Below are 21841 nucleotides of genomic sequence, written 5' to 3'. Positions count from 1 at the left end.
ACACATTTAAGGTTGTTATGAGTATTGAAATATTACCTGCGCGCTTAGCAAACCAAATTGCGGCGGGTGAAGTTGTTGAGCGTCCCGCATCGGTGGTTAAAGAGTTAGTAGAAAACAGCCTTGATGCAGGCGCGACACGTATTCAAATAGATATTGAACGCGGGGGCCACAAGTTAATTCGTATTCGCGACAATGGAGCGGGTATTGCAAAGGATGAGCTCACATTAGCGCTCTCTCGCCATGCAACCAGTAAACTAAAGTCCCTAGACGACCTAGAAAATATTTGTTCTCTTGGTTTTAGGGGGGAAGCCTTAGCATCTATTAGTTCGGTATCTCGCTTAACCTTAAGCTCTAAACCCGAAAATCAAGAAGCTGCGTGGCAAGCCTTTGCACAAGGCCGAGATATGGCCGTAGAGGTAAAGCCGGTTGCTCACCCTAGCGGTACCACAATTGAAGTTAAAGATTTATTTTTTAACACCCCAGCGAGACGTAAGTTTTTACGCACTGAAAAAACCGAATTTAGTCATATTGATGAGCTTATTAAGCGTATTGCGCTGAGCCGTTTTGATGTATCAATTACATTAACCCATAATGAAAAAGTGGTGCGCCAGTATCGCGCTAAAACTGATCCCGCTCAAGCGATTACGCGAGTCGCACAAGTGGCGGGTAAAGCGTTTGCTGAGCAAGGGTTGCATATTCAATCGGGTGAGGCTGGGTTGCAACTACACGGTTGGGTATTGCCAGTTGGATCGGCTAATACTACTCAGTATACCTATGTCAATAATCGTATGATGCGCGACAAACTTATTCTGCATGCTATTCGTCAAGCATTTGAAGAGGTCAGTGGCGAGCAAGAACTTCCCGGATTTGTGATTTACATTGATATAGACCCACGCCAAGTGGATGTTAACGTGCACCCGGCAAAGCATGAGGTACGTTTTCATCAAGGTCGTTTGGTACATGACTTTATTTTACAAGCTATCAAACAAGTTGTGGTGCCACTTCAAGCTGAGTTTGTTAATTCGCCAGCCGCTCACACGCATCAATCACCGGTTACATCGTTTAACCAAGAACACACGACCAATAGTGAACTTTTTGATTATCCTAAGTCGTCATTACAACCAAGTCATTCGCCATCTACAAGTAATGCCTCTTATAGTGGCAGTCGTCAAGGTGCGGGTAGACAGGTGCGTATTGAAAGCCAAAATTACCATGATGTGAATGCGTTTTATCAGGGCGTGAATGAGCAACAAGCGCAGCACTTTGATACTGCGTCAGCATTTCTACAATCTAATGAGACGCAAGTATCAGATACAGCACTGCGCACTGTCGATATAATAAGCATTGAAAAGGGCGTTTGCGTGTTCAATAATGAAAATCAACTTTATTGTTCACACTTTAAATACGCATTAGCGGATGATTGGCATACACAAATAAAAGAGCACGGCAGCCTTGAAGGTAAAGCACTCCTATTGCCTGTGCGTGTCAACGTATCAAAACAAGACACGGCGCTTCTTGCTGCTCAGCAGTCTTGGTTTACCTTACTAGGTTTTGAGTTATTAATAGAAAAGCAGTTTGTTATGGTAAAGAAGTTGCCTACAAGTCTGTACTTATTAGATGTAAGTGCTGCAATAGATGCATTGCTTGAGGGATGTAAGGCTCAGTTAGCAAGTATTGATGAATGGCTACAATGGCAGGTAAATATAATTCCCGCACGGTTCTATGCGAGCAATGCCTTTTTAGAGCAGCAAGCGCGCTTACAAAATAATCCGCAAACAATTGAACGCTTGCGAGAAAAAGCAGTTAAAATAGATCTAAACTCTTATCTAACGCAATTTAATTAAGGTATTCGTGTTGAGTAATTTACCGGTCATATTTTTAATGGGCCCAACCGCTGCTGGTAAAACAGCATTGGCAATTTCACTGTGTGAGTATTTAAATACTGAGATTATTAGCGTTGATTCTGCGCTTGTTTATAAAGGTATGGATATTGGTACGGCTAAGCCTGATGCCGACGAATTAGCTCGTGCCCCACATCATTTAATTGACTTACTTGATCCGAGTGAAACGTATTCGGTTGCTGATTTTAGACGTGATGCTATAGAAAAAATTGATAAATTTCATCAACAAGGTAAAGTGCCTGTATTGGTTGGAGGTACAATGATGTACTTCAAAGCGCTAATTGATGGGTTGTCGCCATTACCTGAGGCCGATGCAAACGTTAGAGCCGAACTAGAAACACAAGCTAAAGAGCATGGCTGGCCTTATTTATACAAAGAGCTGGTTAAAGTTGATCCGCAAGCCGCACAAAAGATGAGTGAAAATGATTCGCAGCGAATTAATCGTGCTTTGGAAGTTTACCGTATAACAGGTAAAACGATGACTGAATTGCAAAAGCAAAAGCAGCCAGCATTACCCTATACTTTTCATCAATTTGCAATTGCACCCGATGATCGCAGTGAATTACATCATCGAATTGAAGAAAGGTTTAAAATAATGATTGAACAGGGGTTTGAAAAAGAAGTTTCGACCCTATATCTACGTGAGGATTTACATCCCAATATGCCTTCTATTCGTTGTGTAGGTTATAGACAGATGTGGGATTACCTTGCGGGTGAAATTGATCATGATGAAATGATTTTTCGCGGCATTGCAGCCACACGTCAATTGGCTAAACGTCAATTAACGTGGTTAAGAAGCTGGCCTGATGTTACATGGTTAACAACAGGTGATGAAGAAAACTTGCATCGTGTAGTAAGTTCGCTAAGCTAGTAGTAGTTGAACAAAATTTATCTTTGTTAAATCAGTTCAGCCACTTAATTATAATAACACCTAGAACGAAGGAATAATAACATGGCAAAAGGCCAATCGTTACAAGACCCATTTTTAAATGCACTACGCCGTGAGCGCATTCCAGTATCAATTTTTTTGGTAAATGGCATAAAATTACAAGGTAAAATTCAGTCATTTGACCAATTTGTAATTTTGCTGGAAAACACTGTTAACCAAATGGTGTATAAACATGCAATTTCTACAGTTGTACCTGCACGCGCAGTCAACTTCCAAGGTGTTCAGGGAAATGAAGACACTGAAGAACCTGAAGCTGGAAACTTTTAAATTAGGAGCGTAATGCTTGTTTGACCGCTATGAATCTGGCGAACAGGCAATTTTAGTCCATATCGACTTACCTAAAGAGGGGGATCGTGAAGATCTCCACGAATTAGAAATGTTGGTATCTTCTGCTGGTGTTAGTAGTTTGGCGGTTGTGCAAGGCAGCCGTCAAGCACCACATCCGAAGCTATTTGTCGGTACCGGCAAAGCAGAAGAAATAGCTGAAATTGTCAAAATCCACAATGCCGATGTTGTCATTTTTAACCATCAGTTAAGTCCGTCTCAAGAACGTAATTTAGAGCGTGTTTGCCAATGTCGGGTGCTTGATAGAACCACACTTATCCTTGATATTTTTGCTCAGCGCGCACGTACTCACGAAGGTAAACTTCAAGTTGAGTTAGCGCAGCTTCGTCATATGTCGACTCGTTTAATCCGAGGTTGGACCCACCTTGAACGCCAAAAAGGCGGTATTGGTTTACGTGGTCCTGGTGAAACGCAGTTAGAAACCGATCGACGTTTATTACGTGCACGTATTAAAAATATACGCGCCCGTTTGGCTAAAGTTGGCGTACAACGTGAGCAAGGTAGACGAGCACGTACTCGTAATGAGATCCCAACGGTTTCTTTAGTGGGCTATACTAATGCGGGTAAATCAACCTTATTTAACCGTATTACAAATTCTGATGTGTATGCCGCTGATCAGTTGTTTGCAACACTAGACCCAACCTTACGCAAATTAGATATTGGCGATGTTGGTTCGGTTATTTTAGCGGATACTGTAGGGTTTATTCGCCACTTACCGCATGACTTAGTGGCTGCATTTAAAGCAACGCTGACAGAAACGCGAGAGGCTGATTTACAATTACACGTGATAGATGTAGCCGACCCTCGTCGAAAAGAAAATATTGAACAGGTACAAGAAGTACTCAAAGAAATTGAAGCTGATGATGTACCGCAATTACTTGTATACAACAAAATTGATGCGCTGGATGATGTAACCCCACGTATTGATCGCGATGACGAAGGCCAACCTATAAGGGTATGGTTATCAGCAAAAACAGGTGAAGGTTGCGAGCTGCTAAGTGAGGCTATTAGTGACCTACTAGCTAAAAAGATGTTGAGTGAAACTTTAATACTGGCTCCTCAGTATGGACGTTTAAGAGCATCTTTATTTAACTTAAGTGCAGTACATAACGAACGTTTTGATGAGCAAGGTAATTGGTTGCTAGATGTGCGATTACCTATGATTGAGTGGAATCGTTTGATTAAAGATTTTGGCCCAGAGATTGAAAGTTTTATTAGCTGCGACTAAAAACTGAAAGATTAATGTCGGTTTTAGTATAAGAAATGCATAAGATTTGTTAGATTTAACACAATTTCCGAATTTATTTAGATAACAATGGAGTATAGCTATGGCCTGGAATGAACCGGGTAATAATGGCAATGACAAAGATCCGTGGAATAACAAAGGCGGACGTGATCAAGGCCCACCTGATTTAGACGAGGTGTTCCGTAAATTCAGTAACAAGTTTAACGGCTTATTTGGCGGTAAAAAATCCGGCAATGGTAGCGGCGGTGGACTTGGCGGAGCCGGTATTTCATTTGTACTTATTATCGCTGCCATTGTGTGGGCGTTAAGCGGTATTTATACGGTGAAAGAAGCTGAACGCGGTGTCGTTCTTCAATTTGGTAAGTTTGACCGAATTGCAGATCCAGGCTTGCGTTGGAAAATGACCTTTGTTGAGACGGTTATTCCAGTCGATATCGAAGCTGTTCGTTCGTTATCAGCATCAGGCTTTATGCTAACTGAAGATGAAAACGTAGTAAGCGTTGAGTTTGAAGTACAGTACCGAGTAATCGACCCATACTTATACAAGTTTAGTGTCACTAACGCTGACAGCAGCCTTGAAGAAGCATTAGATAGTGCGCTTCGTTATGTTGTTGGCCATTCAAAAATGGACCAAGTACTGACTAACGGCCGTGAAGTTGTGCGTCAAAATACCTGGGATGAGCTAAATCAAATCATCGAACCTTATAACTTAGGTTTAATCGTAACTGACGTTAACTTCAAGGATTCACGTCCGCCAATGGAAGTTAAAGATGCGTTTGATGATGCAATTGCAGCCCAAGAGGATGAACAACGCTTTATTCGTGAAGCCGAAGCGTATGCCCGTGAAATTGAACCGCGTGCGCGTGGTCAAGTAACGCGTATGACGCAAGAGGCTGAAGGTTACCAAGAGCGTATTACTTTAGAAGCGCAAGGTGAAGTGGCTCGTTTTGAGAAATTACTTCCAGAATACCAAGCAGCTAAAGAAGTAACACGCGAGCGTTTATACATAGACGCAATGCAAGAAGTATTAGGTAATAGCTCTAAAATATTGGTTGACGTTAAGGGCGGTAACAACATGATGTATTTACCACTTGATAAAATCATGGAAAAACAGGGTTCATCAACACGCGTTGCTTTACCTAGCTCAAGCGATATTAACGATTTACGTAACAAGGTAAATACGTCACGTAACAGCACTGTTAATAGTGGTAACGATCGCTTTAACAATGATCGCTTCAACGACGGGAGATAAGCATAATGAAAAACTTTAGTTTAGTAATCCTATTAGCTGCCATTGTAATGTGTTTCTCGTCAGTATTTGTGGTTTCTGAAGGCCAAAAGGCGATTGTACTTTTATTTAGTAAAGTACAAAAAGACAGTGATGATCAAGCGGTAGTTTATGGTCCAGGTCTACATCTAAAAGTGCCATTTTTTAGCCAAGTGCGCCGCATTGATGCGCGTATTCAAACGCTAGATGGCACACCGGATCGCTTTGTAACTAGCGAGAAAAAAGACTTAATTGTTGATTCGTTTGTAAAATGGCGTGTTAACGACTTTAGCTCTTTTTACCTGCGTGCACGTGGTGATAAGCAATACGCTGAAACACTGCTTAAGCAAAAAGTAAATAATGGCCTACGTACTAACTTTGGTACTCGTACTATTCGTGAAATTGTATCGGGTGAACGTAGCGAGCTGATGGAAGAAGCGTTAGTACAAGCCTCTGAAAGTGCTAGTGAGCTGGGTATTGAAGTACTTGATGTACGTGTTAAGCAAATTAACTTACCTCAAGAGGTGAGTAGCTCTATTTACCAACGTATGCGTGCTGAGCGTACTGCCGTTGCTAAAGAGCACCGTTCTGAAGGTCAGGAAAAAGCAGAGACGATTCGTGCAGGTGTTGACCGCCGAGTAACAGTAATGCTTGCTGATGCAGAACGTAATGCGCGTTCTGTTCGTGGTCAAGGCGATGCTGATGCTGCTGCGATTTACGCTAGTGCTTATAATAAAGACCCTGAGTTCTTTAGCTTTGTTCGCTCTTTAGAAGCTTACAAGCAAACTTTCAAAGGAAAGCAAGACGTGATGGTGTTATCACCGGATAGCGACTTCTTCCAATACATGAAAGGCGCGAAAGCTCAGTAATCACAGCTTTAGTTAAATTTAAAAAGCCCTGCAATTGCAGGGCTTTTTGTTATCTGAATTTTAATCTTATAAATCACTGTTATTTATGTGATTATTAGCTAAACACTGATGTTTACTAAGGGCACGAGGAAAAAATAAGCTAAACGGGGTGAACTTTGCTTTAGTTTTCTGGTAAAATCTCGTCCTAATTTTCTCTAAGTGAATTTGCAATGGGTAAAAACGTTGTTGTACTAGGCACCCAATGGGGTGACGAAGGTAAGGGTAAGGTAGTTGACCTCCTTACAGATAAAGCATCTTTAGTAGTTCGTTATCAAGGTGGTCATAACGCTGGCCATACCTTAGTGATCGACGGTGAAAAGACAGTTCTACACCTTATTCCATCGGGTGTATTACGTGACAATGTTAAATGTGTGATTGGTAATGGTGTTGTTTTATCACCAGAAGCGCTAATGAAAGAAATTGGCATGCTTGAAGAGCGTGGCGTACCAGTACGCGAACGTCTTTTAATCAGTGAAGCATGTCCGCTAATATTGCCTTTCCATGTTGCATTAGATGTAGCTCGCGAAACAGCGCGTGGCGATAAACCAATCGGTACAACGGGTCGTGGTATCGGTCCAGCGTATGAAGATAAAGTAGCACGTCGTGGTTTACGTGTTGGCGATTTATTCAATCCTGAATTATTTGCTACTAAGTTAAAAGAAGTATTGGAATACCACAACTTCACATTAGTGAACTACTACAAAGTAGATGCAGTAGATTTTCAAAAAACGTTTGATGACGCAATGGCTGTTGCTGACATCTTAAAAGCAATGGTAGTTGATGTAACTGAGCTTTTAGATCAAACGCGTAACGCCGGTGACAACATCTTATTTGAAGGTGCACAAGGTACATTACTTGATATCGATCACGGTACTTACCCTTATGTTACATCTTCAAACACTACTGCTGGTGGCGTTGCTACAGGTGCGGGTTTTGGCCCATTACACCTTGATTATGTACTAGGTATCATTAAAGCGTACACAACACGTGTAGGTTCAGGTCCTTTTCCTACAGAGCTTTACGATGGCCTTGAAAAACAAGACCCAGTAGGTAAGCATTTAGGTGACAAAGGTCATGAGTTTGGTGCTACTACTGGTCGTTTACGTCGTACTGGCTGGTTAGATGCAGTGGCTATGCGCCGTGCAGTTCAAATTAACAGCATTTCAGGATTTTGTTTAACTAAACTTGACGTTTTAGACGGTTTAGAAACACTTAAAATCTGTACTGGTTATAAGCTTGAAGATGGTACTGTGACTAACGTTACGCCATTAGCGGCTGAAGGTTACGATAAAGTAACACCAGTATACGAAGAAATGCCTGGTTGGTCTGATAATACCGTGGGTGTAACATCGATTGAAGGTTTACCTAAAGCAGCAATTGATTACATTAAACGTATTGAAGAAATCACTGGCGTTCCTGTTGATATTATCTCTACAGGTCCAGATCGTGTTGAAACCATGATACTTCGTAGCCCATTTGCATAATTGGGTTTATGTTGAAAAGAAGCTGCCATGTGCAGCTTTTTTTATGTCTATAAAAAAGCATACCTATTAATAGTGGAACGATCTTTGTATATTATTTGGTAAGTTTATTTTTAAAGTGGTTAATATGCGTTTATCTTCTCGTTGCTCAGTGTGGTCATTATCACTACTTACACTTTCTTTATTTAATATAAGCAATAGCTTAGCTGAAGAAAGCCCTGCAGCTGTGCCGCTGTATACTGAATCTGAGTTAATAGCTTTAATTAATGAGAACACTCATCTAGCCCGCGTGAAGGCAGATAATTGCCAGTTAGTGCAAGATATAGAAGCGCGAGCCAATAAAATGGCATTGCCGTCGTATCAATTTTTATACGGTGATATGCTTGCCTACAAGGTGTGTGTTGAGCGTGATGTAGCTCTAGGTGTGTATTACATGAAAAAAGCGGCTGAGCAGGGCTTAGCGGCAGCATTAGAGCAACTAGGTCGCTACTACGATGTTGGGCAGTTAGTCCAAAAAGACAAAGCCATGGCAATAACCTACCTCCGTGAGGCCTCAGCGCAAGGTAACTTAAAAGCGCAATTACGATTAGTGGGCTTGTTTAATCAAGGCTATGGTAGTCCAAGAGACTTTGAAGATGCTTATCGTTGGCTGTTTAACACCACGGTAGCCGATAAAGCGACACATAAAAAAATAGAGCGAGCATTAACTAAACTTGCTGAAAAAATGCCAGCTAGTGTCGTTACCCGCGCGCGCTTACCTATGTAACCTAAACTCCAGCTAGAGAAAATAAACCTAATTATGACTATGATTTAATATGTTAGTAAATCTCTTAATCAGAGTTTAGGTTTGTAAATAAAAAAGCGAGAGTGCTTTTTTAGCACTCTCGCTTTTTAGTTATTACTCGTCTTTTTTATTGTCTTTGGCTTTGTTATTGGCCGGATCTTTTAATAGCGATATTTTAGGCGGTTGCAATGCAACTACTCGTTCACCCTCTTGTGGTGGCTTTTCCATATCACTGGTAAAAGGCCTCATTTTCACTGGTGCGTCTTCATCACTGTCTTTATCCCCTTTGAGAATAAACAGTGGGATCGCTTCAGGATTCATTTCTAAATACTGCTGCCAGCTAAACTCTTCAGATATACGTGTTGCACTCACTTTACCGCCTTTGGCAATAACACTGCTTAAGCGTGCATATGCGCCGTTTTCACCAAACAGAATTTGTCGTGATAAAAACGTCGCGCTGTCTTTATTTGCTTTAGCATGTGATGAAGAGGAACGTAGTGAAAATACATTTTTTTCATTTAATAAATGAGAGAAGTACTGCACCCCTAATGCGTTGTGGTGGCGATTAGGTGAAAGCGCTAAAACACTGCGAATCGTGGTTAAAGGTAAATAACGTTCAGCATGCTCCGATTGCGGGTTACCGTAATAACAAGGAAGGCCATCCATGCGCGCCATTCTACAGTTCTCCCAAGCAGGATCTGATAGATGAACAGGAATATTTTGCTCTTTTAAGCCACGTGCAATTGCACGCGATACATGGTTTGCACCAATGATTAAAATAGTATTAGGGGATGGTTGACGCACTCCAAGTAGTTTCGCAACAGGGATAGCCGTTAAGCTTTGCAGTACCACAGTAACAATAATAACAGTAAATATGAGTGGCACCATTTTTTCGGCATCGGCCACTCCCGCTTCCATCATACTCAGCGCAAATACTGAACCAACGGCTGCTGCAACAATACCGCGAGGTGCAATCCAAGCAAGTACTAGGCGTGATTTCATCGGTAAGTCTGTACCAAAGGTTGAAATAGCAATACACAATGGGCGCGCAATAAATAGCACAATAGCTAAAAATATAAATACGTCGCTGTCGAGCATCATTAAATCAGAGAGTTGTAGTCTTGCGGCCAATAAAATAAATAAAGTCGAGATTAAAATCATCGACAAATCTTCTTTAAACTCGAGTACCGAATCTATTTCCAAGTCATCTTGATTAGCTAACCAAATGCCAAACACCGTCACAGCCAGTAAGCCTGACTCATGGCTTATGTGGTTTGAAATAGAAAAGCTAATTAACACTAACGCTAAAATACCAAACTTATGTAGCTCAAATGGCAGCCATTCTCGGCGCATTAGTTGCGTCGTGATCCAACCCGAAACCACACCAATGCTTAAACCAACGCCAACGGTTTTAACCAGTGCAACGATAGTATGGCTAAGTACTTCACCCTGACCAACCAGCATTACGGCTTCAAACACTAGTACTGCAAATAAAGCGCCAATGGGGTCTATTACTATGCCTTCCCAGCGTAAAATACGATCGATATCCTGGGTAGGTCGCATCGAGTTAAGTAATGGAGCAATAACGGTTGGCCCCGTAACAACAAGCACTGCGCCAAGTACTGCAGCAACTCGCCAATTTAACTCGAGTAACCAATAGGCGCTAAAACTAATAACAATACAAGTTGTAAGCATACCAATAGAGCAGAGGTTTCTGACGACTTTACTGATCCCTTTAAGTTCTCGAAAATGTAAAGTTAAGGACCCTTCAAATAAAATCACAGCGACACTCAAAGAGACCACAGGAAAAAGTAAATCACCTAATAATGCATCAGGGTCTAATACGCCACTAAATGGCCCTAATAAAAGCCCTGTAAGCAATAAAAACAGAATAGCGGGTACTCTAAACGCCCAAGCGACCCATTGGGCTAACACTGAACACAGTGCAATACCGGCTATATAAATTGCTGACATAGAGTAAAAACTCCTTAATTTTAATAATGTTTAAAAGTATAACGGTTACCAACCAGTAATACAGTGGGTATACACGTGTAAATTAAATTTAGCTAATAAATAATGTTTATTTATTTAGTGTTAACGTCTTTTGTGAGAGTGTTATCAAAGTTATAGTCTCTATAATTACTATTTATAGTAGTCTAACTTTATGATATCTATTGCAAAATGTGCATGCCTTGTCTGTTATGACCTATTTAGCTTTAATTTTAGCCTTGATCTAAGCGGCTATTTTAACGTATTATACTTCGTGTTCGAATAATTAGTTATCTAATAAAGTTTATTGTTTAAGTAAGTAAACGTGTTAGATATAAACATCTTAACTCTCTTAGTGATTGTTTCAGCGATGTTTTATAATGTTCGAACGTAAAATATCATTTACCGAACTCTTTGGTATAGTTTTGCTCAAGGTGTTTATCTGCGTAACGCATATAAATTAAAGTTTGAGTTGAATTATTACCTTTCAATATTTAATCCCCATCGTGGCGGTTAAATCTCGGTCCTTAAGTCATCACCCTATCTGTTGGTGTACCAGACTTAAGAGGCTCTATGTATGTTGTTAATAAAAAAGCCGCACACAGCTTTTTACAGCGATACATAAACAACACTTTATATTTTTTTAGTTAGTACAATCCAATTTTATTGGGTTAATACTATTTATTTTTTGCATCTCAATTTAAAACAATGGTTTTAGAGACGGTGTACGCGTGTGTAAAAAAAGTGTGGGCAATGATAAACAAATTCGACGTTATGTTTTAAACATAGCGACCTGGTTTCATTCATCAGTGTGATGAATACAAATAAAATGGAAAGTTGAGCATTTATGCAAAAGTTAAATTGGCGACGTATCGTACTTAAAGTGGGCAGTGCCTTAATTGCACCCGATCAAGATGGCTGTCGTTCACGCTACTTGTTAACCATCGCACAGTTTATCGTTCACTGTCGCGCACGTGGTATAGAGGTTATTTTAGTGTCATCAGGCTCTGTAGCGGCAGGCTCGCATTTATTTCCATCAGAGAAGCCGCGCTCAGTTGTTATGAAAAAAGCCATGGCAGCAGCAGGGCAAACAGAAATGATGGCCATGTGGGATCGTTTCTTTGATTTTCCTTCGGCGCAGCTACTATTAACTCATGGTGACCTACGTGACCGTGAGCGCTATCAGAGTATCCGTGAAACCGTATTTACCTTGTTAGAACACGGCGTGCTACCTATCATTAATGAAAATGATGCGGTGACAACAGATGATTTAAAAGTGGGTGATAACGATAACTTATCAGCTATGGTGGCAGCTGCCGCTGACGCTGACGCATTAATGATTTTTTCAGATGTAGATGGGCTGTATGACAAAAACCCAAATCTGCATGACGATGCCGTATTATTGCCTGAAATAAAATCAATTGATGATTCTATTTATGCTATGGCAGGATGTGCTACCAGTGCAGTAGGCACCGGTGGTATGAAAACCAAGATTGAAGCGGCAGAAAAAGCCACATCACATGGTATTGCAACGTATATTATTAATGGCTTTAAAGAAGAAACCTTTACTCGTTTATTAGCGGGCGAAAATCCAGGTAGTGTGTTCTTGCCTTATGAAAAACCAATGCAAGACTCTATTCACTGGATGACACATACCGCAAATGAACAAGGTGAAGTGGTTGTCGATGGGTCATTTGATGATTCACTAGAAGGCGAAGACGGCTGTTTACGAGGCGATGAGATCAAGGAAGTACATGGCGAGTTTGCTGTGGGCGATACTATCTTAGTTCGCAGTGAAGATGGTACGCGTTTAGCTAAAGCCACAGCAAATTACAGTAGCTGTTTGTTAAACTTTATTGCAGACAACGAGCAGAGTGAATTCAGCGAAAAAATGCAGGATTCAATTGGACCAATTATTTCAGAAAAAGATATCGCATTATTGGAGAAGTCATGAGTTTAATTACGGATATATCACGCCAAGCAGCAAAAGCTGCACATACACTTGCTTTACTCGATACCGAGACTAAAAACAACGTGTTAACCGATATGGCAGCGGCATTAAGAGATCAAAAAGAATTTATAATCAAAGAAAACGAAAGTGACCTAAGCGCTGCGCGTGACAATAATTTAGCAGCGTCAATGATAGACCGTTTAACATTAAATGATGAGCGCATTGAAGCGATGGCTGAAGGTATCGAAGTGATTGTTTCACTTGATGATCCGGTTGGCCAGTTACGTGATATCACTGAACGTCCAAATGGCATTAAAATTCGAAAAATGCGTGTACCACTGGGCGTGGTATGTATGATTTACGAAGCACGACCTAATGTAACGGCTGACGCGGGTGCATTGTGCTTTAAGTCGGGTAATGGTGTTATTTTGCGCGGTGGTAAAGAAGCGCTTAAAAGCTCACAAGCCATTGCTAGTGTAATGCACAGCGTGCTTACTAAACATGGTTTGCCAACGGCGCTAATTTCAGTTATTCCAGATCCTGACCGTGCTTTACTAATGGAATTAATGCAGCAACGCGACAGTATTGATTTAATTATCCCACGTGGCGGTGAAGGGCTTATTAACTATGTAACAGAAAACAGTACAATTCCTGTTATTCAGCACTTTAAAGGCGTGTGTCATTTATACGTAGATAAAGATGCAGACTTAGAAGTGGCACTTAATCTACTACTTAACGGTAAAACTCAACGTACTGGCGTATGTAATGCCTTAGAAGGGTTAGTAGTACACCAAGATGTTGCTGATGAGTTTTTAAACCTCTGCGCGGTAGTGCTTCGCCAAGAAGGCGTAAAAATAAATGCTGATGCCAAAGCGGCTGAGTACTTTGATAATGCCACTGTGCTTGCAGATAACGAATTTGGTGAAGAATATTTAGATTTAGAAATTGCTATTCGTATAGTGCCAAGCTTTGATGCAGCCGTTGAGCACATTGCTCAATTTGGCTCAAATCATACCGAAGTTATCTGTACTAAAAACGATGCTGCGGCAGAGTTATTCCAACGTAGTGTGGATGCATCGGTTGTTATGGTTAATGCGTCATCACGTTTCTCTGATGGCTCACAACTAGGTTTAGGCGCCGAGATTGGTATTGCAACGACTAAGTTGCATGCTTATGGTCCAATGGGGCTTGAGTCACTAACGACTGAGAAATATTTAGTTAATGGTGTTGGTCAAGTTCGCGAATAACTTACCCAACCTAATAAACGATAAAAATGCCGGGCTTTTGCTCGGCATTTTTGATCTCGATTTAGCAAAATCAAACAACTAAGCAAACATAAAGATTAAAACAGGGCAAAAAATTATTAACAGAGAAATTTATTTAGAATATAAAAATAAGGATATTACTTAAAGGAGAGAGTAGGAAAGTGGTGGAGCTAAGCAGGATCGAACTGCTGACCTCCTGCGTGCAAGGCAGGCGCTCTCCCAGCTGAGCTATAGCCCCACATTCCTAATTTACATAGACTGTAAATGCTTAAGTGCTGAGTCTCAAGCGAGGTGAACTTTAAATATTTTTACGATTTTGGTCAAGTATTTTTTCACAAATTTTTCCGTTTTAACTAATTTTTGTTAAACTCGAGCTCAATATTTACTAAAACGACAATACATAATGAAAAAATACGCGTTAGTTTTCATGATTTTCCTTTTTGGTTGTGCCAGTTCAGTAGATGAACCGCCCTACGAAATTAATAATAAACAATTTTATGACACCCTTGATGAGCAAGGTAACAAGCTTTTTGCTTATGTGGTTTCTGTAAAGGCTAAAAGTCGTGAGCAAATTAATATCAATAAAAGACTAACCCGCAGTGATGTTCAGCGTTTTGCTGAGCAAGAGCATTTTGAAGAGTCGAGTGTTTTAAAATTACAATTAGAAGATCAAGCGGTAGAGTTTCTTAATAAAGAACTAGCACAGCGTAACTATTGTGCAGATAAGCATGAAATAAACGAAGTACTATGGCGTGATTTAAGTGTGCAATTAAGAGGGCGTTGTTTGTAATATGTTAGCGGATAAACAAAAACTAGCGGCAGTGTTAGCCCAACTAAATATAGAATATGACGTAATAGAACATCCAGCGCTACATGGCAGTTTAGATGCCGATAAACTGATGGTAAATCGCCCAGGAACACGCTTAAAAAACCTATTTTTGCGAGACAACGAAGGTAAGCGTCATTTTTTAGTGATCACCGCGCATGATAAACAGTTGGATTTAAAGTCACTTGCTAAACAGCAAGGGCTATCGCGCTTAGGCTTCGCCTCTAATGAGCGCTTGGCTAAGTACTTAAAGGTTGCACCCGGTTGCGTGTCAATGCTCAGCTTAATGAACGACAAACAACGAGATGTAACGCTTTGGCTTGACCAAGATATTTGGTTTGGCGATTTATTTCATTGCCACCCGTTTGAAAATACCCAAACATGGTTATTAACTAAGCCTGATTTACTGCGTTTTTTTGACTTTACTGAGCATCAGCCGCGGGTGATGTTTTTGCCATCGCGCTGAGCCCACAAAATAAGCCCCAGTCCACACAAACACACAGCGAGTAATGTTGCCATAAACGCCGTTTGTCCATGAGTTTGATAAACCACCCCAGGTAATAACGAGCCCAGTGCGCCGCCGCTGTAATAAAATGATACATAGCACCCGTTGGTAACGCTTGGCGGTGCGTGACTGATTTTATTAACCAGTGGTGCCGCTGTGGAATGAATCACAAACATAGCGCCGCAAAAGAGTGTGAATGCAATTAAAAACAACAACAGTGAATGACTCATTAATAACACAATACTGAGGTTATAAAACACGAATACCGCGGCCAACAATCGCCAGGCTGAAGTCATTTTTTTTAATAGCCAAGGAGTGAAAATAGAAGCCAAAGCACCCACCAAATAGCCACTATAAACAAAGCCAATGTCGCGCGTGTTATTAATTAAAAAGGTATTTTTTAAAATAAAAGGCAAGTAGTTTAATAATGCTGCAAAGCAAAAAAACATACAAAAAATGGCACCATAGAGCTTAAGTGCAGAGCCCTCTTTAAGTTGTTTTATATAATCTAATGGTGATAAAACCTCGGTTGATTTAACGAGATTAAAACGTTTATGGGGAATACTTAACGCTAGAATAATCAGCATGGCTGCTATTAGGTAATAAAAACTCTGCCACGACCAAACATCGCTAAAGAGCGCAGCCAATACACGACCAAAATAACCACCGACAATCGTACTACCTATATATAGCGTCATATTTTTTTGTAATGTATCGGCTTGATAGCTCATACCAATAAAGCTGGTCATGGCAGTCAATGCGGCAGGTAAAGTCAGTCCTTGTAAAAACCTTACCAGTAGAAGTAATTCAAAACTCGGGGCATAAATAAATAAGATACAACCCACACCCAGTAACAACATAGCGAAGCGTAATATCAATAAAGGGTTTCGCTTAGCTAAAAACAGTCCATACACCAAAGGGGCAATAGCTAAAGGCAACATAGTGGCCGTCATTAAGCTGCCTGCAACAGCAGGAGCAACATTAAATTCAGTAGCAAATAAACTTAATAATGGCTGTGGTGCGTATAAAACAAAAAAAATGAAAACTGAACAGATGAGTAGGTGAGGTAAGCGCATTAACTGCCATATACATTGCTTATTAGTTGAGCTGCATTATATACAAAACTGCTAGGGTTTTCATAAATTAACCTTTATTGCGCTAAATCATGCTTTGTTTTCAGTAGTTTGTTAGATTAATACCAATAGCGCTGTTATTTACGCTCGTTGGTGATTAAAATAGCATTAATATTCGTTTTTAGTGGGAACACGCCATGGGGTCACTACAAGAGCAATTGCTCCAAGCTGGTTTAACAACATCACATAAAGCTAAAGTTGCTAAATCAGAAAAGCGCAAGCAACAGAAAAAGCAAAAGAAGGGAGCGACGAGCAACCCGAACGATTTACAAAAGCATATTCAGCAAACTAAGTTGGAGCAGCAGCAAAAAGCTGAAGAGCTCAATAAAGCGCGCCAAGAAGAATTAAAGCAGCGCGAGCAAGTCGCCCGTGTTAAGCAAATTTTAGAGCATCATAATCAAGAGTCAATTCGCGGTGAGCGTACCTTTAACTTCACTTATGAAAATAAAGTGAAAGGGCTTGATGTGAATGAGCAAACGCAAAAGGCGCTCTCGGGCGGGCGTTTAGCTATTTGTGTGTTAGAAGGTCAGTTTTACGTATTAGAAGATGAGCCTGCGCGTAAAGTGGCTGAGGTGGATGAAAAGTATATTGTGTTTCATGTTGAGCCTGAAAATAAAGCCAAAGATGAAGACGATCCGTATGCTGATTTTGAAGTGCCAGACGATCTTATTTGGTAAGCCTATTAAGTATCTGCTCAGTTACAGCAAGCTAGTATGTGTTTTATGAGGGATACACGTATTTGTTCTGATTGATCGTCAAACCTTACCAAGGACGTATGCTTTTTAAAGATTTATTGACTACAATAATCACAACCGTTTTTTTTAACCGTAAAAAGAAGAGTAAATACAATGAGCAAGATAAAAACACTTTTATTAGGCGCGGGTATTGGTTTAGCCGCAAGTTTTTCATTTTCAGCAGCCGCTGCAGATGGCGCTGCACTTTACACAGCTAAAAATTGTCAAACATGTCATGGTGCAGAAGGTAAAGCACCTATTATGGCGATGTACCCTAAACTAAATGGTCAAAACAAAGAATATTTAGTAGCGCAAATGAAAGACATCAAGTCAGGCGCTCGTAACAACGGTATGTCTATGGCGATGAAAGCGATGGTTGCGACTGTGACTGATGAAGAATTTGAAGCGATTGCCGATTACCTATCAAAAGTACAATAACCGTTAACGCTAATTAAAAAGAGCCACACCTATGTGTGGCTTTTTTATTTGGTGATTGCCATCATGCTAATACTCATTTAGACTTCTAAACATCTACAATCACTAGCGCTATGCTGTGTTTTAAAAGGCTTGTTATGTTTGATTTACCCCAGCTCAATTTAAAAAATAAAGTATCAGAACAAGAGTGGCAACTACGTGTTGATTTAGCCGCATGTTATCGATTAGTTGACCATTTTCGTTGGGGGGATTTAATTTATACGCACCTTTCTGCTCGCCTACCGGGCACTGATCATTATTTAGTGAATGCCTTTGGCTTAACGTTTGATGAGATCACTGCATCTAACTTAGTCAAAGTAGATTTAAATGGCCGCATTATTGACGATACACCCTTTAATATTAACCCGGCGGGGTTCACTATTCACAGTGCCATTCACGAAGTACGTGAGGATGCCCATTGCGTTATACACCTGCACACCAAAGAAACGATTGCGGTTGCAACACAAAAAGAAGGGCTGTTACCGCTAAGTCAGTATTCGATGTTTTCATTGCCGTCTCTGTCTTACCATGGCTATGAAGGTTTAGCGGTGAATGACGATGAGCGTAAACGCCTGCAAACAGATTTAGGCACCACCAATCATATGCTATTGGTCAACCACGGCGGTTTAACAGTAGGCCCAACGGTAGGCGATGCGTTTATGCGCTTTTATGACCTTCAGCGTGCCTGTGAAATACAGTTAGCCATTCAATCAAGTGCGCAAGAAGCGGTGGCTGTGCCTCAAGCTATTATTGATAACATTTATAACCAAGCGAACGTCGTTCACAGCGGCAGTACAGGGGGCCAGCTAGCATGGCCTGCCATGTTACGAAAAGCGTATCGTCTTGATCCTAGTTTTGCAAAATAACCCACTGAAGGTTAATAAGGAATTTTTATGAAAGTAAATCGCGTTGAAGTCTTTGATATTCATTGCCCTGATCGTCCTGCATGGACGCCGGTATTTGTTCGAATTCATACCGATGAAGGTATTAGCGGTGTGGGTGAAGCAGGTCTTGCATACGATTTAGGCCACAGTGCCGCTGCTGCGATGATCAAAGAAATGGCCGATGCCTTTTTAATTGGCCATGACCCGTTTCAAACTGAAAAACTATGGTCGCGCATGTTGCGTGAAAGTTTTTGGGGTCTAGGTGGTGGGCCGGTGGTTTACGCAGCAATGAGTGCGATTGATACGGCGCTTTGGGATATAAAAGGTAAAGCATTGGGTTTACCGGTTTATCAGTTGCTTGGCGGTAAAGTTAACGACAAGCTGCGTACTTATGCATCACAGCTGCAGTTTGACTGGGACAGTGAATTTAAAGCGCTGGTACAGCCACAAGAATATGCAGAAGCGGCACTAAAAGCGGTGGCGGAAGGTTACGATGCGGTAAAGGTCGATCCAATTCAATACGATAAAGACGGCAACACCTATTACGACCGCACAAATATTATTTCTCGTCCAGAAATGAAACTATACCGCGCACGTATGCAGGCTATTCGAGAGGCCGTGGGTGACGAAGTAGATATTATTTTTGAATGTCATAGCTTACCAGGGGCGACATCGGCAATTCAAATTGGTGAAATTGCAGAAGAATTTGACTGTATGTATTTTGAAGAGCCGGTGAATTACTTAAACCATTCATTACATGCAAAAGTGGCTGACAAAGTGGCTGTGCCTATTGCAGGCGGCGAGCGCTTGTATAACCGCTGGGGTGTACGTCCTTATTTAGAAGATCAAAGTATTGATGTACTACAGCCAGATATCGGCTTATGTGGTGGCTTTACCGAAACTAAAAAAGTATGTGATTACGCTGATATTTTTGATGTGCGTATTCAGGCACACGTATGTGGAGGGCCGGTTGCAACGGCGGCATCATTGCACTTAGAAACAGCGATCCCTAACTTTTTAATTCACGAGCATCATACTTACGCGATTAAAAAGTGGAATAGAGAGCTATGCTTACAAGATCCACAACCTAAAAATGGTTTTTTTGAAGTATCTGAAGAACCAGGTCTTGGGATTGAGCTTAACGATGAAATTGTAATGCGCTCACAACGCGTAGAAATAAAATAGTTTACTCTGTTGAGAAATAGCCGGTAAGTGAGTTGTCACTTACCGGCTTTTTTATCGCTGTGGGTTTATTTTACAAAGTACTTGTTTTAGTTCAATGGTTGCTTTGCTATCAAGGTGGCGAACAAAACAGTGCTCTCCCTTAGTCACGAGCTCAAATTGATCTGGCATATTAAGTTGCTTGCCCATAATAGGGTTGCCCTGAGGATCTTTATGATTAAGTTGCTCAAGGGTAACCGTGCTTGAGGTGACAAAAACATCGTCTGCTAATTGAACCTGCGAGCTATGCAGCAGCTGCGCAATTGCGTCGGCTACTTTAGCGCTATTAGGCTCAATTAGTAACGCATGTTGCAATTTAGGTGTGGGCTCTGAGCTTTGTGCTAAGCACCCACTTAAAAATAGCGAAATTGCAGTTATTGCTAATAAAATCTTCATTGCTTATCTCATGTTATCGCTAAGAATAATATTCTGTTTAAGTACAGTCTGAATTCGCGCGTCTTTTACTTCAGGCATATCGGTGGCGATAGTGGGCGCAAAACCGAGAACACTATTTATTGAGCTTGGGGCTGGGCAACTGCCGGTTGCTCTATAACTAAGTGCGGTATTAAGTAAGCCTTCACTTGCATCACCTAAGCGTTTGCTAAAGTCATCGGCAACAGCACAGCCTGCAATAAGTACGGGCTGGCGCGCATTATCAATGGTATTTTGCGGTGCAAAGCCATCTGAATATTCACCAAAACCTTTGTTATTTTCGCCAGTAAATTGAATGGTAAAATAAGTAGTGTCGCAGTTATCGGTTGGGTAAAAGCCATACGGTTTACCACAGGTGCCAGCCCCTATCTGAATGATTTCAACATCGGCTCCGCGCAGCCCGTTAATTATAGCCTCACTGGCTGAGCAGGTACTGCTGGTGGTGAGTACAAATACCCGATCTAAATTTAACGTTGGTAATGGGGTGCCTGCAGCTATTGCAGGGTTATTTTCAAACCCGACAAAACGATTTGTAAAGGGCATGGGGGTCAGTGTTTGCCCTGTGATAGGGTTGGTATTGGGGTATTTATCGTTAAAAATAGTGCGTTCAAATATTTTGCCTTGGGTATTGCTACCTGCCACCATATAGCCTACTTGGCTGGCCATTTGTAACAAACCACCGCCGTTATAGCGCACATCAATGACTAAATCTTTAATGCTGCTGGCAGCGAGTTGGTTAAAGGCGTTGTAAAGCTGCGTTTCGGCTATCGCGTTGTGGCTATTAAATTGAAAGTAACCCACATCGCCGTTTGCTAAATCAGTACGTACGTTCATTACTGGTTGCGACTCGATATTTTGAGATGTGAGCGTAACAATGCGATTTTCATTAGTGCTGATATCCCTAAATACAAATTCGGTAACTTTACCTGTTTGTTCTGGGAATAAACCTGCGTTAATAATAGCTACCTCGCTTGATGAGGTCGCGTTAATAAAATCAACACCATCAACTTCTAAAAGCTCAAAGCCCCTAATAATATTTTGATTACTAGCAGGGGTATTTGGCTCGGTATAGCTAACAATTGCTTGGCGCGGCGCACTACCAGCGATTATTTTTATATTAAAGCCATAACCAAAGCTTAGGCCTGATTGATTTTGTCTTTGCCACTCATCGGTTGGCAAACTAAAGTGAAAGTTATCTTTTTTCGCACCCGACTCAGTCAGTTGCTCCGTTTTTAAAGTATTAAAGTAATCAATGACGCCTGACGTTAATGCCGGATTAGTATCAATAATTTCGTCGTACCATAAGTAGGTTTCGTTACTCCAAGAGCGTAGCCAGTTTTTTTCATTAATTGCTTGGCATTGACCTTTAAATTGCCCTGAGCTAGCAAATACACCAGAAGTCCAGCCGCTATTGTCTGTTGTTGGGTTGGTCGCATTGTCGCTACCTCCACCGCCACAACCTGTTAATAAAGCGGCTAGCGAAAAAGGGAGTAATGTGTATTTGAGAGAAGATGAATTAAAAATGGCCATACGCATGCTCGTTTTT

Annotated in this window: 20 protein-coding genes and 1 tRNA gene; 16 read left to right on the top strand and 5 right to left on the bottom strand. The window is 41.0% G+C overall.

Translation table 11 applies throughout. The features are described from left to right. Positions 1–17 precede the first annotated feature (17 nt). The 8 genes from mutL (at position 18) to ABZP26_RS14715 (ending at position 8863) form a co-directional block, all read left to right on the top strand. Positions 18–1844 carry a DNA mismatch repair endonuclease MutL gene (mutL, locus tag ABZP26_RS14750; protein WP_368485108.1) on the top strand — a complete coding sequence of 609 codons (1827 nt, stop codon included), beginning with the start codon at positions 18–20 and terminating at the stop codon, positions 1842–1844. Between the two features lie 10 nt (positions 1845–1854). After that, positions 1855–2772, top strand: a complete 918-nt coding sequence (miaA, locus tag ABZP26_RS14745) for a tRNA (adenosine(37)-N6)-dimethylallyltransferase MiaA (protein WP_028835550.1) — start codon at positions 1855–1857, stop codon at positions 2770–2772. 81 nt (positions 2773–2853) lie between these two features. Next, positions 2854–3117: an RNA chaperone Hfq gene (gene hfq, locus ABZP26_RS14740; protein ID WP_013466026.1), complete on the top strand. Its 264-nt coding sequence runs from the start codon at positions 2854–2856 to the stop codon at positions 3115–3117. Between the two features lie 16 nt (positions 3118–3133). Further along, positions 3134–4423, top strand: coding sequence for a ribosome rescue GTPase HflX (gene hflX / locus ABZP26_RS14735; protein ID WP_013466025.1), 1290 nt, complete (start codon positions 3134–3136; stop codon positions 4421–4423). 100 nt (positions 4424–4523) lie between these two features. After that, positions 4524–5693 carry an FtsH protease activity modulator HflK gene (gene hflK, locus ABZP26_RS14730; protein ID WP_013466024.1) on the top strand — a complete coding sequence of 390 codons (1170 nt, stop codon included), beginning with the start codon at positions 4524–4526 and terminating at the stop codon, positions 5691–5693. 5 nt (positions 5694–5698) lie between these two features. Then, positions 5699–6577 carry a protease modulator HflC gene (hflC, locus tag ABZP26_RS14725; protein ID WP_013466023.1) on the top strand — a complete coding sequence of 293 codons (879 nt, stop codon included), beginning with the start codon at positions 5699–5701 and terminating at the stop codon, positions 6575–6577. A 209-nt stretch (positions 6578–6786) separates the two neighbouring features. Continuing rightward, positions 6787–8100, top strand: coding sequence for an adenylosuccinate synthase (locus ABZP26_RS14720; protein WP_368485107.1), 1314 nt, complete (start codon positions 6787–6789; stop codon positions 8098–8100). Between the two features lie 124 nt (positions 8101–8224). After that, on the top strand, positions 8225–8863 hold the full coding sequence (locus tag ABZP26_RS14715) for a tetratricopeptide repeat protein (RefSeq protein WP_013466021.1): 639 nt from the start codon (positions 8225–8227) through the stop codon (positions 8861–8863). 132 nt (positions 8864–8995) lie between these two features. Here ABZP26_RS14715 and ABZP26_RS14710 read toward each other — a convergent pair whose 3' ends face one another. Next, on the bottom strand, positions 8996–10855 hold the full coding sequence (locus tag ABZP26_RS14710; protein WP_013466020.1) for a sodium:proton antiporter: 1860 nt from the start codon (positions 10853–10855) through the stop codon (positions 8996–8998). 862 nt (positions 10856–11717) lie between these two features. Between ABZP26_RS14710 and proB the strand changes: the two genes are divergently transcribed. Both proB and ABZP26_RS14700 read left to right on the top strand, forming a co-directional pair. Then, on the top strand, positions 11718–12824 hold the full coding sequence (gene proB, locus ABZP26_RS14705; RefSeq protein ID WP_013466019.1) for a glutamate 5-kinase: 1107 nt from the start codon (positions 11718–11720) through the stop codon (positions 12822–12824). Beyond that, a complete protein-coding gene (locus ABZP26_RS14700; protein WP_024601938.1) occupies positions 12821–14068 on the top strand; it encodes a glutamate-5-semialdehyde dehydrogenase in 1248 nt (415 codons plus the stop codon). The genes proB and ABZP26_RS14700 overlap by 4 nt, the downstream gene beginning before the upstream one ends. A 180-nt stretch (positions 14069–14248) precedes the next feature. Here the strand turns inward: ABZP26_RS14700 and ABZP26_RS14695 are convergent. Beyond that, positions 14249–14324 (bottom strand) — tRNA-Ala (locus ABZP26_RS14695). A 165-nt stretch (positions 14325–14489) separates the two neighbouring features. Between ABZP26_RS14695 and ABZP26_RS14690 the strand changes: the two genes are divergently transcribed. Together ABZP26_RS14690 and ABZP26_RS14685 are read left to right on the top strand one after the other, a co-directional pair. After that, positions 14490–14876 (top strand): hypothetical protein, encoded by a 387-nt coding sequence (locus tag ABZP26_RS14690; protein ID WP_368485106.1) that lies wholly within the window; start codon positions 14490–14492, stop codon positions 14874–14876. A gap of 1 nt (position 14877) precedes the next feature. Next, positions 14878–15378, top strand: coding sequence for a prolyl-tRNA synthetase associated domain-containing protein (locus tag ABZP26_RS14685; protein ID WP_368485105.1), 501 nt, complete (start codon positions 14878–14880; stop codon positions 15376–15378). Here ABZP26_RS14685 and ABZP26_RS14680 read toward each other — a convergent pair. Further along, positions 15345–16493, bottom strand: coding sequence for an MFS transporter (locus tag ABZP26_RS14680; RefSeq protein ID WP_010391697.1), 1149 nt, complete (start codon positions 16491–16493; stop codon positions 15345–15347). The two genes, ABZP26_RS14685 and ABZP26_RS14680, sit on opposite strands and share 34 nt — an antisense overlap. A 194-nt stretch (positions 16494–16687) precedes the next feature. Here ABZP26_RS14680 and ABZP26_RS14675 point away from each other — a divergent pair, with 194 nt between their 5' ends. The 4 genes from ABZP26_RS14675 to ABZP26_RS14660 all read left to right on the top strand — a co-directional run bounded on the left by ABZP26_RS14675 (position 16688) and on the right by ABZP26_RS14660 (position 19827). Next, entirely contained in the window at positions 16688–17227 is a 540-nt protein-coding gene (locus ABZP26_RS14675; protein WP_010391699.1) for a DUF2058 domain-containing protein, read from the top strand. Between the two features lie 171 nt (positions 17228–17398). Then, a complete protein-coding gene (locus ABZP26_RS14670) occupies positions 17399–17722 on the top strand; it encodes a c-type cytochrome (RefSeq protein WP_010391700.1) in 324 nt (107 codons plus the stop codon). Between the two features lie 134 nt (positions 17723–17856). Next, positions 17857–18624 (top strand): class II aldolase/adducin family protein, encoded by a 768-nt coding sequence (locus tag ABZP26_RS14665; protein ID WP_013466014.1) that lies wholly within the window; start codon positions 17857–17859, stop codon positions 18622–18624. A 27-nt stretch (positions 18625–18651) separates the two neighbouring features. After that, complete coding sequence (locus ABZP26_RS14660; protein ID WP_010391702.1) at positions 18652–19827, top strand: mandelate racemase/muconate lactonizing enzyme family protein; 1176 nt, start codon at positions 18652–18654, stop codon at positions 19825–19827. 51 nt (positions 19828–19878) lie between these two features. On the opposite strand, the gene ABZP26_RS14655 is transcribed toward ABZP26_RS14660, so the two are convergent. Next, entirely contained in the window at positions 19879–20259 is a 381-nt protein-coding gene (locus ABZP26_RS14655; protein WP_138764710.1) for a hypothetical protein, read from the bottom strand. 3 nt (positions 20260–20262) lie between these two features. Beyond that, complete coding sequence (locus ABZP26_RS14650) at positions 20263–21825, bottom strand: S41 family peptidase (RefSeq protein WP_138764711.1); 1563 nt, start codon at positions 21823–21825, stop codon at positions 20263–20265. Positions 21826–21841 lie beyond the last annotated feature (16 nt).

The organism is Pseudoalteromonas sp. SD03 (assembly GCF_040937955.1).
Classification (GTDB): domain Bacteria; phylum Pseudomonadota; class Gammaproteobacteria; order Enterobacterales; family Alteromonadaceae; genus Pseudoalteromonas; species Pseudoalteromonas tetraodonis.
This window is presented reverse-complemented; position numbering and strand designations above follow the sequence as displayed.